The organism is Bradyrhizobium sp. 160 (assembly GCF_023073735.1).
Classification (GTDB): Bacteria; Pseudomonadota; Alphaproteobacteria; order Rhizobiales; family Xanthobacteraceae; genus Bradyrhizobium.
In genome coordinates, this window is record NZ_JADPKD010000055.1 from 91,604 (window position 1) to 106,955 (window position 15,352).

The 15,352-nt window shown below is 63.3% G+C and carries 8 protein-coding genes and 1 pseudogene; 3 read left to right on the forward strand and 6 right to left on the reverse strand.

All coding sequences use genetic code 11. The features are described 5' to 3' along the window. The first annotated feature begins 36 nt into the window (after positions 1-36). Both IVA98_RS22250 and fliP read left to right on the forward strand, forming a co-directional pair. Positions 37-975 carry a flagellar biosynthetic protein FliO gene (locus IVA98_RS22250; RefSeq protein ID WP_247355516.1) on the forward strand — a complete coding sequence of 313 codons (939 nt, stop codon included), beginning with the start codon at positions 37-39 and terminating at the stop codon, positions 973-975. Further along, on the forward strand, positions 972-1,730 hold the full coding sequence (gene fliP / locus IVA98_RS22255) for a flagellar type III secretion system pore protein FliP (RefSeq protein ID WP_247296458.1): 759 nt from the start codon (positions 972-974) through the stop codon (positions 1,728-1,730). The genes IVA98_RS22250 and fliP overlap by 4 nt, the downstream gene beginning before the upstream one ends. Before the next feature lie 331 nt (positions 1,731-2,061). On the opposite strand, the gene IVA98_RS22260 is transcribed toward fliP, so the two are convergent. The 6 genes and pseudogenes from IVA98_RS22260 to IVA98_RS22285 all read right to left on the reverse strand — a co-directional run bounded on the left by IVA98_RS22260 (position 2,062) and on the right by IVA98_RS22285 (position 10,809). Next, entirely contained in the window at positions 2,062-2,958 is an 897-nt protein-coding gene (locus tag IVA98_RS22260) for an IS110 family RNA-guided transposase (protein WP_247334450.1), read from the reverse strand. After that, on the reverse strand, positions 2,955-4,271 hold the full coding sequence (gene ltrA / locus IVA98_RS22265) for a group II intron reverse transcriptase/maturase (protein ID WP_247334514.1): 1,317 nt from the start codon (positions 4,269-4,271) through the stop codon (positions 2,955-2,957). Before ltrA ends, IVA98_RS22260 begins: the two co-directional genes overlap by 4 nt. 492 nt (positions 4,272-4,763) lie before the next feature. Then, a pseudogene (locus IVA98_RS22270) lies at positions 4,764-5,012 on the reverse strand (IS110 family transposase); the annotation flags it as partial. Between the two features lie 237 nt (positions 5,013-5,249). Beyond that, a complete protein-coding gene (locus IVA98_RS22275) occupies positions 5,250-8,978 on the reverse strand; it encodes a tetratricopeptide repeat protein (RefSeq protein ID WP_247355517.1) in 3,729 nt (1,242 codons plus the stop codon). A gap of 224 nt (positions 8,979-9,202) precedes the next feature. Continuing rightward, positions 9,203-10,066, reverse strand: a complete 864-nt coding sequence (locus IVA98_RS22280) for a tetratricopeptide repeat protein (RefSeq protein ID WP_247300220.1) — start codon at positions 10,064-10,066, stop codon at positions 9,203-9,205. 107 nt (positions 10,067-10,173) lie between these two features. Then, the gene (locus tag IVA98_RS22285; RefSeq protein ID WP_247300222.1) at positions 10,174-10,809 is read right to left on the reverse strand and encodes a FecR family protein; all 636 of its coding nucleotides are present in this window, start codon (positions 10,807-10,809) and stop codon (positions 10,174-10,176) included. Positions 10,810-11,187: 378 nt separating this feature from the next. Between IVA98_RS22285 and IVA98_RS22290 the strand changes: the two genes are divergently transcribed. Next, positions 11,188-15,348 (forward strand): VCBS domain-containing protein, encoded by a 4,161-nt coding sequence (locus IVA98_RS22290; RefSeq protein WP_247300073.1) that lies wholly within the window; start codon positions 11,188-11,190, stop codon positions 15,346-15,348. The last annotated feature ends 4 nt before the right edge of the window (positions 15,349-15,352 follow it).

The following is a 15,352-nucleotide window of genomic DNA, read 5'->3' on the forward strand; positions in this document are numbered from 1 at the left end:
CGGGCACGAGAAAAGCGCCATTTGTCGGGGACAAGTATGCAAGGCAGCCCTATCACCTTCATCGTCGCGTTCATCGTCGTTCTGGCGTTGATCGGCGTCGCTGCATGGCTGGTTCGCCGATTCGCCAGCAGCCGGCTGGGCGCCAACACCCAGCGCGGCAGGATGCCCCGGCTCGCCGTGATCGATGCCGCCGCCGTCGACGGACGGCGGCGCCTAGTGCTGGTCCGGCGCGACAATGTCGAGCATCTCCTGATGATCGGCGGCCCGACGGACATCGTTGTCGAGCCCAATATCGTTCGCGCCGGGTCCGGCCGCGACCAGTTTCCGCAGCGCTCCAGCGCTGCCGAAGCGCCGCGCCTCGCCCCCATGCCCGATTCCGGCGCCTGGGCCGACGAAGCGCCGCGACCCGAACTGCTCGATCACCCCGAGCCGCAAATGCCCGAGCCGCCGCCACGGCCCGCGCGGCCGTCCTTCGTCGACGAGGTGCGCCGGCCCGCTCCCGCGCCGGCCGAACGCCGCAGCGATCCCCTGGCCGGCTTTCCGCCCGAGCGCGAACCACGGCCCGAGCCGCTGCCGCCGCGCATCGCCCGCAGCGAGCCGCCGTTGATGCCGCGTCCGCCGCGCCACAACGACCCGGGAAAGTTGCCGCCGGTGCGCGCCGAGCGTGCGGCGCCGCCGCCACCGATTCCGCAGGCGGCTCCGCCGGCCCCTGCCCCGGCCGCTACGCCCTCGAGCGCCGAGCAGAATCTCGCCGAAATGGCCCAGCGGCTCGAAGCTGCGCTGCGACGCCCGGCTGGCGAAACGGTCGCGCCTCCGGTTGCGCCGGAGCCACCGGCCGCTCCCCCGCGCGCGGCACGCAGCGAGCCGCCGGCGCCACCGGCCCCGCCGGCAAAGCCCGCCACGGAAAAGACCAGCTTTGAAAATCTCGAAGACGAGATGGCGTCCCTGCTCGGCCGTCCGAAGCCGTCTTCGTGAGGTTGCCGGCCCTCCCGCGTAGAGTTCTTTTTCTTTCTGTCCTGATCGGCGCGGTCTCCCTCGCGAGCCTTTCGCATGCGCAGGACGTCAGCATCAATCTCGGCGGAGGTCCGGGTGGCGGCGGCGTCACCGAGCGGGCGATCCAGCTCATCGCCCTGCTCACGGTGCTGTCGATCGCGCCGTCGATCCTGATCATGATGACGTCGTTCACGCGCATTGTGGTCGTGCTGTCGCTGCTGCGCACCGCTATGGGCACGGCGACCGCCCCGCCGAACTCGGTGATCATTGCGCTGGCGATGTTCCTCACCTTCTTCGTGATGGGGCCGGTCCTGCAGAAATCCTACGACGAGGGCATCCGGCCGCTCGTCGCCAACCAGATCGGCGTCGAGGACGCACTCCAGCGCGCCTCGGTGCCCTTGCGCGGCTTCATGCAGAAGAACGTGCGCGAGAAGGACCTCAAGCTGTTCCTGGATCTCTCCGGCGAGGCCCTGCCGGCCACGCCTGACGATCTCGCACTGCGCATCCTGGTCCCCGCCTTCATGATCTCCGAGCTGAAGCGCGCCTTCGAGATCGGCTTCCTTTTGTTTCTACCCTTCCTGATCATCGACCTCGTCGTTGCCTCAGTGCTGATGTCGATGGGCATGATGATGCTGCCACCAGCAACGATCTCGCTGCCGTTCAAGCTGATCTTCTTCGTGCTGGTCGACGGCTGGTCGCTGGTGGCGGGAAGCCTGGTGCAGAGCTACGGGGGATGATGGGGCGTTCGGCGGCAGCTTCGCGCGACGGATCCTCTCCACTCCAGCGCTGGCCTCTCCCCGTCATGTATGGACGGCCCCCTCTCGGCAAGGGCTTTTTGCTGCTTCGGCAAACGGATCGGGGAGCGGTCATGTATATGGCCTCGAGATGCGGCCATTGACCGCGGGCCCTGATGGAGATCGCAGATCGAATTCCAATCATTGCGGCGCGCTGTAACGCGCGATGACGGCGCGGAGTGTTTCGATCTCGGTTTCCTGACCATTTGCCATCACACCTTAAGTGCCCTTCCGATAGGCGTGGAGCGCGAGCGCGGCGGCTGTTGCCCCTCAACTAGGCCGCAGCCGGCGCGCTCGCGCGGTCTCGGTAAGCTTCTCCTTTGACCAGCATGGCCCAGATGATCCGGGCGGTTTTTGCGGCGAAGGCCACCATGGCGACCTTGTAAGGCCGCCGCGCCAGCAGATCACGCAACCACGGATCGGTGACGCCGCGCGCCTTCTGCTGTCGCAAATGGGCACTGGCTCCGCTGATCAGCAGCGCGCGCAGCACGCGGTCGCCCCGTTTGGAGATGCGCCCCGGGCGATGCTTGCCACCGGTGCCATGATCCTTGCCGGTGATCCCGATCCAGGCCGCAAAGTCACGCCCAGAGCGGAACACTGTTGCGTCGGGCACTTTGGCCAGGACCGTGCTGGCGATGATCGGGCCGACGCTTGGAACATCCATGAGCCGCTTGGCGTCGCGATCGCAGCGGGCAGCCTTGGCGATCTGCCGTTCGAGCCCCCGTTCATCGGCATTGAGCGCCTGCCAGTGCTTGGCCAGCATCAACAGGGCGCCGCGCATCATCTCCGGAACCTCCTCGCTCGGTTCTTCGAGCCGGGCCATCAGCTCACACAGCCCCTGATATCCTTGCGCAGCAACGATCCCGAGTTCACTCAGCGCGGCTCGCAAGGCGTTTGCCACCATCGTCCGCTGCCGGACCAGCAAGGCACGCGCGCCATGAACCGCCAGCATCGCCTGTTGTGCGACGCTCTTCACCGGAACAAACCGCATCGTCGGTCGGGTCACAGCTTCGCAAATCCCCTCGGCGTCACGACCGTCGTTCTTGTTGCGCTTGAGTAGAGTCGAGGAGAGGCGCGGTGATGCGCTTGTTGCGCGTTCCGTTTCCTCTCCCCGCTCATCAAACCGGACGTGCAGTTTTCCCGCATCCGGCTTTCCGACAGGTTTCGTCACAAGCCGCACGTCGGCGACACTTTGCGCACGCGGTTCAGCACGAGTACGCCAGGGTTCCCATAGATCTGATCAGAGAACCGTCTGACGCCACGTCCTGGCGTCTTATGTCGTCTGCGCAGAAAGGCGAGCACGCGGTCGAAGACGTGTCGATCAACGGCCTGATGAGCCGTAGCAAGAGAGCCATAGCTGAAGTAAGCGGACCAGCCGCGCAGAAGGCGGTTCAGTCGTGCCTGTACTTCGGGCCAAGCGCCCTTGTTGCCCGGCGTCAGCAGCTCGCTGACCTTCCTCTTGATCCGCAGCACGCTTTTCTTGGACGGAGCCGCGCCAAGATACCACCGTCCCCCATTGCGGAAGCGGCGGGGTCCGAGCGTGTACCCAAGAAAGTCAAAGCTTTCCAATCGGGCATTCTTCACCGAGGTTTTAGTCTCGTTGAGCGTCAACCCAAGCTTGGTCATCACCGCTTTCGTCCACGTCAATGCCTCCTCCGCGTGGCCGCGGCTGAGAATGACGAAGTCGTCGGCATAGGAGATAACCTGGGCATGGAATGCTTCACGCCGACCGCTGAGACGCCAATGTTTCAGGAACCGGTTCATGTAGATGACGGAGAGCAGCGGACTGATGACACCGCCCTGTGGCGTGCCACGCTTGTTGCTCTTACCGCCGCTCATGCGCCGTTTCCCATCGCTATCCCGCTCCTCGACCGGTACTCGCAGCCATAACTTAATCATCCGCAGCACATTCCGGTCGACGATGCGTCGGGCCACCGATTTGAGGAGGTCCGAGTGCGGAATCGTGTCGAAATATTTCGACAAATCGGCGTCAACAACGTCCGTGTAGCCCCGGCACACAAGCCGGTGCACTTCCTTGACTGCATCGACCGCGCTGCGACGCGGGCGATATCCATAAGCACCGTTCTCAAAATCCGCCTCGAAGATCGGCTCCAACACGATCTTTGCGGCAGCTTGGACGACCCGGTCCCGGATTGTTGGGATACCGAGTGGACGTTCGCCGCCGCCGGGCTTCGGGATCATCACCCGCCGCACCGGATCGGGCCGGTAAGTCTTCGTGACGAGTTCATCGCGCAGGCCGGCCAACCATGCTTCGAGTCCCGACGCGTCGATTTGCTCGAAAGTTGTTCCGTCCACTCCTGGCGCACCCGCGTTGGCGCGGGCCAGCTTGTAGGCATGGTTCAGAATGTCCTCGCGGCAGATCTTGTCGTACAGCACGTAGAAGCGGAAGGCAGGCTCCGCCTTCGCCTTGCAATAAAGCTTTCTCTGAAGGCTCCTGATCTTATCGGGCGTTTCAAGGCTCATCGCCAATCGACCCTTCCCCTCGCCATCTTCAAAAGCGCACCTGAAGTCAGGGTCCTTTCCTCCACCGGAATTACCCGGTTTCATCGGTACCTATGACCCTGTCCGACTCCCATCCGGTCCATCGACTACTCAATGCTGAAGGCGCGACCTTCGACCAAGACGGGTCTCCCCCGATTACCCGCACTACCTTTCCAGCGTGCCATGCCCATTACCCCGGTGAACCAGACAGGTGCATGTGTCGATTGCTTCCCTGTCCACACGGCCTTCCCCGCCATACGATCGGGTCGGCATTCACATCGTAACTTTCGAGGCGTGCTCAGACTTCACTCACGTTACGGCCCGCTGGATTGCTCGGCCGCCCAAGGCGACCTTTGTCACGAGGCTTCGGTCCGTCCGATTGCTCGTCCAAACCGCTCGTCAGCTACCAGATCAATCGACAATTCTCTGGGTGGATCCTTCCTCCACTGGTAATACGCGCCGTCGGGGCGCACCATAGGGCTTCACATACGCCGGCGGCATCAGCCGCACCTCATGGCCATAGCGGCTGATGACGCGCGCCCAATGATGAGCGCTGCCGCAAGCCTCCATGCCCACCAGGCAAGGCGGCAACTGCGCGAAAAACCTCTCGACCGCGGCTCGCTTAAGCTGGCGCCTCACCACCACAGCTCCCGACGCATCAACCCCATGAACCTGAAAAACGTTCTTCGCCAGATCCAAACCAATTGTGCTAATCTTCGACATGGACGGCTCCCTTTGTCTGGTTCGACTCAACATCACCAGTCTGGCACATCGATGCCGTTCGGGGGCCGTCCACCCCATCATTGCGAGCGTAGCGAAGCAATCCAGTCTATCACCGCGGAGGACTCTGGATTTGCTTCGCTGAGCCTGTCATCGGACCGCGCTTCGCGCGGGCCCGTGGCTCGCAATGACGGAGAATGCGGCGCTCTCACAGGCCGCGCTTCGCGCGGCATCAGTCCCCTACCGCGCCATCTTGATCTGCCGCACGACCGGGATCGTGGGCAGCGAGCCGGTGTGGTCCGTCTCGTCCTTGGCCTGCGGCGCGCTAGGTGCGCGGGCGGTGGCGTCGGGGAAGCGCTGCTTCATCTCCCGCAGGAAGCCGTCGAGCGTATCAACGCTGGCGGCAAGCTTGGCGATCTCGGCGAACTCGGCGCTCGAGGCCGCGGCGGGCTTGCTGGCGATATCGAAGGCGAGACGGTCGGCGCTCTCGCTCATCAGCGGGGCGTATTTCTCGCGGAAGCGCGACAGGCCGATCGAATCGTCGGCGAGCGCGTAGCCGACTGCGGCACGGATGATGTCGCTCTTCTCGACCGCATTGAGCGGCTTGAAGTCACGGAAGCGCTCGCCGTAATAGAGCTCGATCTGCTCGGCGGATTCGCGCCAGCGCCGCGCGGCCCAGAAGATATCGGAGCGCAGGCGCAGCACTTCGCGCCCGGAGACATTGGAGACGATGTCGAGCGCGAGATCGTGACGGCCGACGTCGCTCTGCGCCCGCCCTTCCAGGAGGAGGCGCTGCTGCCTGAGCTCACCGGCGAGATCGCTGATGCGGCTCGCGCGCAGCGCGGTGATCGCCATGTCGGGCTTGCGGTTGGCGAGATAGATCATGGCAAGGCGCGCGGCGACCTGGGCGCGGGCGGCGCCTTCGAGGCGGTGATCGACCTGGTATTGCAGAAGCTCGGCGGCCTGGTCGAGCAGATCGACCGAGGCGAGACGATCGGCGAGACGGCGGATCAGCTCGTCGCCGCGGCGGCCGATCGGTGTGAGCTCGCGGAACTCGTAGAACATCCCGAGCGCCTCGACCGGCGGCAGATCGTCGCCCTTTGGTCCTAAGAAGATCTGCGTGAACAGGTCGGAGGCGAGATCCTGCGCCTGGCGCGAGGCTTCCGCGTTCGGCTGGAGCTTCGTCGCGGTGCGCGCCGCCGTGAGCGCGTCCCGGTAGCGCCCGTTCTCGGCATAGAGCTGCGACAGCATCTGCAGCGTCTTGACCTCGATCGCATCGCCGCGCCAGGTCATCGATAGCGTCTCGAGCTCGCGCAGCGCTTCTTCCTTGCCGATCTCGTCACGCTTCTGGCGCAGCGCGACCTCGAGCTGCTTGGCCTCGGCCGCTGCCGGTCGGTCGCTCGAGGCAACCGCGTATTTGTAGTCGTCGAGCGCATCCTTGTCGTGGCCGAGTGCCTCGGCGAGCCGGCCCCGCAGCACGGCAAAGCCGGGCGCAGCTTCGGGCGAGACGCCGACCACCTCGAGCTCGCTGCGGCGCTTGGAGGCGCCGGCATAGTCCTTCACCTCGAGCGCGGCGCGCATCGCGTCCATCGTCACGATGCGCTGGATGTCGAGCGGCAGCGAGGCGATGGCGAACTCGACGTTCTTGAATTTCTCGCGCGCGTCCGCCCATTTGCCCTGGCGCGCATAGGCGAGCGCCTTCCAGAGCTGGGAATCGTGGCTGTTGCCGATCACGGGACTGGCGAGGTCCTTCAGGCCCTGCGCCGGCCGGCCGATCAGGATGTTCGCGATTGCATGCATGATCAGCGCGCCGCTCTCCTCCTTGTTGAGGGGATCGCTCAGCATCAGGTCCGTCACGGCCTTGGCTTCGTGATACATGGCCCGCGACATGTAGAACTGCGCGAGGTCGAGCCGCGGCAGCGAGCGCAGCGCGGGCTCGACCGCCGAGATCGCCGTCGTCAGCTCGCTCTGGCGGGTCCAGAAATTCTCCGACTGGCCCTTGCGCCAGCCTTCAGGACTGAAGATCGGGCGCACCGCGGTCGGGGCGCGCTCGGCCGAGATGTCCACCGGCGACAGCGTCAGCCCGCCCTTTTTGCCCAGAATGACCTTGTCGGCGCCGACCTCGACGCCGACCTCGTCGGAGTTCGGCCGGATCGCGATGCCGTGCGCGGATTCCAGCAGCGAGAGATCGACGAGGTCCTGCCGCTTGATGAAACCGCGCACCGGCCGCTGCGCGGTGACGACATAGAGCGTATCGCCGGCATCAGGGTCGGTGAGCTTGTGGAGCAGGCCCGGATTGGCGAAGGGGATCGCGATGTTGGCAAGCGCAGGATCGGTGATGTTGCGCGACATCATCAGCGGCAGCGGCGTCGCCTGGATCTTGTCGGCGAGCGTCAATAGCCAGTTGGTCTCCTTGCCGACCTCCTCGCTCGTCAGCGAGTAGACCAGCGGACGGGTGAGGCGGATGCGAACCGCCTGCCCCTTGTCGAGCGGCACGCAACCGACCTCGCCAATCATCGCCCCGCCCTTGCTGCGGATCGCCTCGACATCGATCGGCCTCAGTGTATCGAACACCAGCCAGACCGTATCGCCGCGGCGGAACGCCGCCGCAGGCGTTGCGACCTGAAGCGGGAACGTGACGCGCAGGCCGTCGCTGTCACGGCGCACATCGACGCCGGCAATACCGGGCTGCACTGCCGCCGGCGCCTGCGCAGCAGCAGCTTTCGGAGCTTCCTTGACGGATTCCTTGGCCGGCTCTTTCGCAGCTTCCTTTACAACCTCTTTCGGTGCTTCGGCAGGGGCGGCTTCGGCAACGTGCGGCGCCGGCTTCGAGGCTTCCATGGGCGCTGCAGGAGCGTGCGCAGCCTCAGTCGCGTGCACCGGTTTCGGCCCTTCGACCGTCGGCATCGCGGCGAGCGCTTCCGGCTTCACCTCGGGCTTGACGTCGGGCTTTGCCTCTATTCTGGCTTCAGGCGCGATCGTCTCGGACGTCGGCGGCGCGATCTCGCGATGAGCGTCCTTCGGCTTCTCGGCCGCCGGCTTTTCAGACGCAGGCGCAGGTCCGTGAGGTGCGGGCTTGACCTGCGCGATCGCCGCCTCGGGGGTCGCCGCCGCTCTGCCCCTGTCCGGCTGGAAGGCGATGTCGACGATATAGTTCTTCTCGTCGCGGAACGAGTGCACGTCGGAATCGCCGATCAGAGCGATCTCGACACTGGTCTGGTCGATGTCGGCCTTCTGCTTGATCGAGGCGACGTTCGGCGGCGCAGCAACGACCGCATCCGCCAGATCGAAATTGAGGTTGGCGTTGAACGCGAGCGTGAGCTTCTGCTCGTTGAGCACGGAGGACACGCCGACGCCGTCGGGCATCTCGAACACGAAGCGGACGAAGGTCGGCTGCACCGAGGCGCGGACGCGGATCTGCGGACGCTTCTTGGCCTCGGCCGCGGCGCGCTGGGCGCGCAGCGCACGTTCGGCGACGCGCGCGCGCTCGGCCAGCTCCTTGACCACCTCCATCGGCAGGCTCGGCGGCGGCCCCTTCCAACCCTCCGGCAACAGGTCGATGAAGGTGCGCTCGCCGGCATTCATGGTGTTGACGGTGACCCGGCGCGCCAGCGACAGGCGGATGGCGCCGCCATCGGGATCGCGCCGGGCGGAGTTGACGTAGTCGGGCGCGCCTTCCGGAACGCGGTCGACGGGAACGTCGACGGACCGGTCGAAACGGATCACGAGAATGGAGCCGGCCGTCGTCACCTCGGAGGGAACGTCCTCGCCGAGCTTGATCACGAGACGGGCAAAACCGCCACCGGCCGAAAAGCTCGCTTCGCCCCTGACAGGATCGGCCGCCCGGGCGGGCGCAGCGAAACCGATCAGCAGGCAGGCCGCGAGCACCGCGTTGCGGATATGACGCGACAGCCCCAGCGCCAGGGCGCGGGCTCGCGATACAAATCCAGCGGCAGCCTTTCGCGCCATTGGCGGCATTTCTTCCGGTCTGACAATCCATGCCGGCAATCGCGCCGGCCGGTGCCGTCGACTGTAGGTCTCGCCAATTAAGGACTTGTTAATGCTATATCTTGATTTGCTCTGGAGAGAGCACGCCTCGTCAAATCGAGCGTGGGCGGTCCGCCAGCTTTGGATTTGAGACGCAGGCGGTTAAGGAATTGTTCACACCTGCACAACTGCGCTGCCGCCACCAGTCAATCGTTCGAGGGCACTCCATAGCGGGCAAAGTCCTCGCGGACTCCAGCGTCGATTCTTCTTGCCGCCGAAATATCGCTATCGCCGCCAGCTCTGTCGCCGAGCTTGAGTCTGGCAACCCCGCGGCCGTAGAGCGCGCTCGCAAGCTTGGGCATGAACCGCAGCGCCGAGTTGTAATCATCGATCGCCGCGGAGAGTTGCCCCATTTTCAGCTTTATCAGAGCTCGCGAATCGTATGTTGCGGCGTTGTTTGCTTCGAATCGAAGCGCTCTGTTGCAGTCTTCCAGCGCAGCCTGCAAAGCCCCGAGGACGGCCCGGGCCCAACAGCGTCCGCTCCACATCGCCTCGAGATTCGGATCGAGGCGAATTGCCTCGTCATAGTCCTGCGCTGCACGGTCGTACGCATTCCTCTTCAGGTAGGCCGCCGCACGGTTGGCAAAAGCAGCGGCATAGTTCGGGTTGAGCTTGAGCGCCTCCTCAAAAGCGCCAAGGGCCAGGTCGTACGCGCCCGTTCTTAGATAGGCCACGCCGAGGTTGTTGAAGGCTTTCGCATAATTCGGGTTAAGCCTGGTCGCTTCAACGAAATCCTTGATCGCGCGTTCATAGTTGTTTTTGGCGCTGTAGGCATTGCCCCTGTTGTTGTGGGCGACAGCGAAGCCGTTCGCGGTCCCATCGCCCGCATCGATAAAGGCCGTGCAAGCATCGATCCGAGCTTCGGGCGACACGCGGTCTGAGCCGTTACACAGTTCAACATTCTTCAGGGAGCTGCCCTTCTTCGGCTTCTGCGCCCAGCCCGACGAACCGGACAGCACAAGAATAACAATGAGCATCACGGCCTTGATGAAACTGGCTCTTGCGGTCATTTCCACACCAGGCGTCCGACTCCGACAGCGAGCGAAGCGCTAATCCTGATCTCTCTGCCCGGCCGGCGCTGCGCGCGCATTACGCGGCCTCGGGCCAAGCAAAGTTCTCAGCATCCCCGACAGATGTTGAGCCTGCGATTGCTGCTTCGATCAGGCTCCGGCGCCGCGGATGTCGCCGGCTTCTTCAGGAGCTTACTTTTGCCCTCTTCGATCAGGGTCGAAAACTTGACCGACCCATCATCCGAAATCTCGATATGCGGCGTCGTGCCTCGGATTCCCAGCGTGGCGACGGGAGTCTCGACCTTCATGTCGCCGGTCTTTGCGACACTGCCAGCAACGAACGTGAACGTGCCCCTGGCGAGATTGAACAGGGTTGCATTGGAATTGCCGGCCGGCTCATACACATAATGATCCAACACCATACGGGCGTTGCTCGATAGATTGAACGAGCTGCCGTCGGTGAAGTTGATTCCCACTCGGCCATCGGCCCCGGTCAACACCACATCACCGAGATATACAGGATCACCGGTGTTGGCCCGGCCGGGCTCACTCGAGACATTCGCTTGAACGACCACTGCGCTCGCATGCTCGATGGTGACCGAGCCTGTGGCCACCACCACCTTTCCAATCGGTTTCGATGACGAGGTAGCAAGGGCGGGCTTGGCGGAATCGATTTGCCCTCGAGCCGCACTCGGCAAGAAATTGGCAAGCGCCAAAACAAGGCCGGTTGCCAAAGCGACCATCGTAGGTTTGCACATGATCCCCCCTTTCTGAGAAGATCTTGTCGGCATCGGCGGCGCATTGAAGCCGCGAACTCAGCACAACAAATATAATTGTTGTTTAATTCGTTTAATTGACTTAATTTATATCCAATATTGCGAAAGCGCCACCAATTTAAATCGTTTGTCAATGCAATCACTTTGGCGGGAGGGGCATGTCGGGAATGACAGTACGGCATCGCCGTCCCCGAGAATGCGTCTCTCTCTAGAGCGGATTTGATTCTTTCGGCGGGCAAGCCTCGGCTGCCAGCGCCTAGGATATCTGTCCCTTGGCGAGGGTCGCCCTGACAAGATCATGGCAGCACGCCGAGCCTGAATCGATCACCCAGGCGAGGTCGAGCCATGTTAGTTGCATCCGGCATCGAGGTTGGTAACGGGCCCGCCGTGGCCCTGCCCGTCGAAATCATCGGCCATATTCATAAAGTGATCGGTTGCGGTACGCTTACGCGAGCGACCGGCATCGCCACACAGGCGGCAGCTGGTGCGCTTGTCTACCGGGGCGACGCGCTGGAGACCGATGCCGACGGACAGATCACAATTGGCTTCCTCGACGGTACTTTCTTCAACATCGCCTGCGGCACTCGCGTCGTGCTGAGCGAGTTCGCCTTCGACGTCGAAGGCATGTCACCTGCAGCCTTGTTCGAGGTGACCCGAGGGAGCTTCAGTTTCGTACCAGGCCGGCTCGTAGAAACCGGGTCATTCCAGCTGGATACGCCCATCGCAGCCATTCGCGCCCGGAGCCACGCGGGCGGCTTCGGGATGCTGACGCTTGCAGCATTGACCTTCTCGACCGCGCACAATGCCGAGGCCGCGGATCCTGATGTCACATTCTTGGATGACGATTCCATCACTTACAAGGACCTCGCGCACGGTGCATTTGAGCTCGTGACCAAGGAACCGATCCCGCGCCACATCATCGTCGAGGATCCGGGCGAGACGATCGTCCTCAAGAAGGTGGGATCCACCATCAGCGTCAATCAGGTCGCGAACACGGCCGCTCGCATGGACGAGTTGCGCGCCGCGCAACAGGATGTGCTCGCCAATCTCACACAAGGGCAAGGGCCGCATGGCTCGAGCACCCCTCCCTTCGTCAAATCCCAGCCGCTGCAGCCGATCAACTTCGTTCCGCCTGATACGCCGGAGCTGCAGACTTTGCCGACTGTGTTGCCCTTCGCCACTCTGGAGCCTGTGGGACGTCTACCGCCGACGCTCAGCACCGGGGCTGGGCCAGCTGAACGCGACACGGTGGTGTTTGACACATTCACTGCGACAACAGGAACTTTCAGTGCCAGTAGCACCAACGGCGGCGGCCAGCTGACTTTCGGCGTCATCGGGGCGAACGCCGCTCAGACGGTCCTGGATGGGGTGACGTACGATCTGTCGAAGACAAGCCCCTACGGGATACTCTACGTCAACAGCACAAGCGGCGCCTATACGTTCGTGCCTAACGACGCTGCGATCAACGCGCTGAAGGCGCCCACGACTGACGGTTTCGTTATCACGGTCTCTGATGGATTCACCTCGGTCAATCAGACGTTCACGGTCACCATTAACGGTGTCAACGACGCTGCAGTCATCTCCGGCACCACGACCGGTTCGATCATCGAGGCTGGCGGAATCGCGAATGGAACGCCCGGCACGCCGATTGCGACCGGCACCCTTTCCGATACCGACGTCGACGATCCGCCCAACACGTTCACGGCCGTGAGCTCGCCAACGACGAGCGCCGGCGGCTATGGCACTTTCACGATGACGGCGGCCGGCGTGTGGGTCTACACCTTGGACAACGCCAACGTCGCTGTGCAAGCGCTCAATGCCGGCGAGACGCTGATCGACAGCTTTACGGTGACCACGATCGGAGGCACCGCCCAGGTAGTGACGATCACCATCCACGGAGCCAGTGACGCGGCGGTCATTTCCGGCACGACGACCGGCGCAGTGATCGAGGCTGGCGGCATCGCCAATGCAAATCCCGGCACGCCCACCGCGACCGGCACGCTCACCGACACCGATGTCGACACGACCGCAAATGCTTTCACGGCAGTCGGCTCGCCAACAGCGAGCGCAGCCGGCTACGGCAACTTCACCATGACGGCAGCGGGCGTGTGGACCTACACGCTCGACAACACCAACGACGCGGTGCAGGCGCTCAATGCCGGCCAGACACTGACCGACACGTTCACAGTGACCACGCTGGACGGATCCGCCCAAGTGGTGACGATCACCATCCACGGCAGCAACGATGCTGCCGTCATTTCCGGCACCACGGCCGGTTCGGTGACCGAGGCCGGAGGCGTTGCCAACGCCACACCCGGCACGCCGAGTGCAACAGGCACGCTCGTTGCCATCGACGTCGACAATACGTCCAATACCTTCACAGCTGTGAGTTCGCCCAAGGCAAGCACGAATGGGTATGGCACCTTTACGATAACCGCCGCCGGCGTGTGGACCTATACGCTCGACAACGCCAACGGCGCGGTGCAGGCCCTCAATGTCGGCGGCGCGCTCACCGACAGTTTCTCTGTCACAACCCTCGACGGCACGCCGCAGGTGGTGACGATCACTATTCAGGGCAGCAACGACGCGGCTATCATTTCCGGCACCACGACCGGCTCAGTGACCGAGGCAGGAACTTTCTCACCCGGCATTCCGATCGCGACCGGCACGCTCACCGATACAGACGTGGACAACGCGCCGAACACGTTCACCGCAGTCTCCTCGCCTGCTCCGAGCGACGATGGATATGGCACGTTCACCATGACGGCGGCCGGCGTATGGACTTACACCCTCGACAACAACAACAGCGTGGTTCAGGCGCTCGAGGTCGGCGACACGTTGACCGACACTTTCACCGTAACTGCCATGGACGGTACCACGCAGGCGGTGACCGTCGCGATCCATGGGGCCAGTGACGCAGACCCGAATGACTTTGATTATCTGGCCACCGGATCTGTCGTGATCTCCGATCCACCCAACGTGTATGGGACGCCGGGGCCCGAAACCATCGCGGGCGGCGGCGACACAGGTCAGATCATCTACGCGGGGGCCAGCGATGATACCGTCAATGGCACCGGCAAAGCGGACGTTCTCTATAGCGGCTCCGGCAATGACACGATCAAAGGTAACGACGGCGATGACGCCATCTACGGGGGCTCGGGCAACGATACAATCAACGGCAATAACGGCGGCGACACCATAACTGGTGGATTTGGTGCGGACCAACTCACCGGCAGCAATGGGAAGGACCGTTTCGCTTATTTGTTCGTAGCCGATTCCAACGCAAGCCAGTTCGACACCATCACCGATTTCGCATCGGGGTCCGACAAGATCGACTTGACCGCTCTTGGCGCGCTTGGGTTCGTCATCTTGGCCTTGAGCTCAACCAGCACGGCCGTGCCGGCACATACGATCGCCTGGCTCTATGACAGCGCGGCGAATGAAACCATCGTGTACGTCAATCCAACGGACCAGACCCTGCACATCGGCGATTCCGGTCTGCTCGAAATCCATTTGCAGGGGATCGCAACCATCGACGCGTCAGACTTCCTCGTGGCGCCGGTTGCGGCACCTGTGATGGCGGCTGCCAGCGAACCGCTCGACCTCACCGCAACCGCGCAGAGTGACGCGACCGCCGTGATGATCGCCACTTCCGAGGTCTCGTCCGATTCCGCAAGCGGCGACGGCACGCTATCCGCCCATGGGAGTTCCACAATCCCCTCAAGTGAGGCGACCTACAGCCTGCATTGGAGCTGGGACCAGATCGGACCGACCGAATATTCCAGCCTCTCCAGTTCAGACGACGTGCAAACGCACCTGACCGAACCGCCCCGCAATGACGCATTAGCTCCCGCAGCCAGCGGACTGTCTACGATCTTGCACCACATGGCCGCACCGACGGAGGTCACTTTTATCTTCGATCAGATCGATGTGGCCGACACAGGGACTATCATTGGCAAGAATGGCGAGCTCGCCGGAAGTGCCCACATGCCTGATGTTGCTCTTGCAGCACTGGACATGGCCCACAACCCCGCTGAACAGCACGCCGGGCTTGCGCTGGGGAGCGTTGCCGGGAATCATGGCGCCGCGAGGTCGGAAAACGCTGACAATGCCGCTCTTGCTCACGGCCACACCGGCCATGACGGCGTAGGCACGACGCCCAACCCGAGCCTGCTGAAATCGGCTGGCGGCGTCAATCATTCGCCCTCAAGTAAAGCGGCCGACGAGCAGCATGATCCGCACCATGCACCGTCTGGGTCAGCGCCTGCCGATCCCCAGCAGCTCGGCGAATCATTCGAATTCAAGGATGACACTTCACACGGCCGGCGGTTACTGCCCAACGCAGAGCTCGATGATCTTTCTAACCCGGCCGATCATCACGACCACGCTGGAGGGGCCCACGGATCCGAGCTGGTGGCTATGCCTGAACTGTCCCCGCCAAATGTTGATCCAACTGACCGGGCAGGTACAGCTCACGGCCACGTGCTGCACGATCTGATCGTGTGACGCC

What these genes read in the sequence shown, in the direction of transcription:
- IVA98_RS22275 (WP_247355517.1), bottom strand. Translation starts at nt 8,978, where the DNA reads ATGGCGCGAAAGGCTGCCGCTGGATTTGTATCGCGAGCCCGCGCCCTG.
- IVA98_RS22250 (WP_247355516.1), top strand. Translation starts at nt 37, where the DNA reads ATGCAAGGCAGCCCTATCACCTTCATCGTCGCGTTCATCGTCGTTCTG.
- IVA98_RS22280 (WP_247300220.1), bottom strand. Translation starts at nt 10,066, where the DNA reads ATGACCGCAAGAGCCAGTTTCATCAAGGCCGTGATGCTCATTGTTATT.
- IVA98_RS22290 (WP_247300073.1), top strand. Translation starts at nt 11,188, where the DNA reads ATGTTAGTTGCATCCGGCATCGAGGTTGGTAACGGGCCCGCCGTGGCC.
- IVA98_RS22285 (WP_247300222.1), bottom strand. Translation starts at nt 10,809, where the DNA reads ATGGTCGCTTTGGCAACCGGCCTTGTTTTGGCGCTTGCCAATTTCTTG.
- ltrA (WP_247334514.1), bottom strand. Translation starts at nt 4,271, where the DNA reads ATGAGCCTTGAAACGCCCGATAAGATCAGGAGCCTTCAGAGAAAGCTT.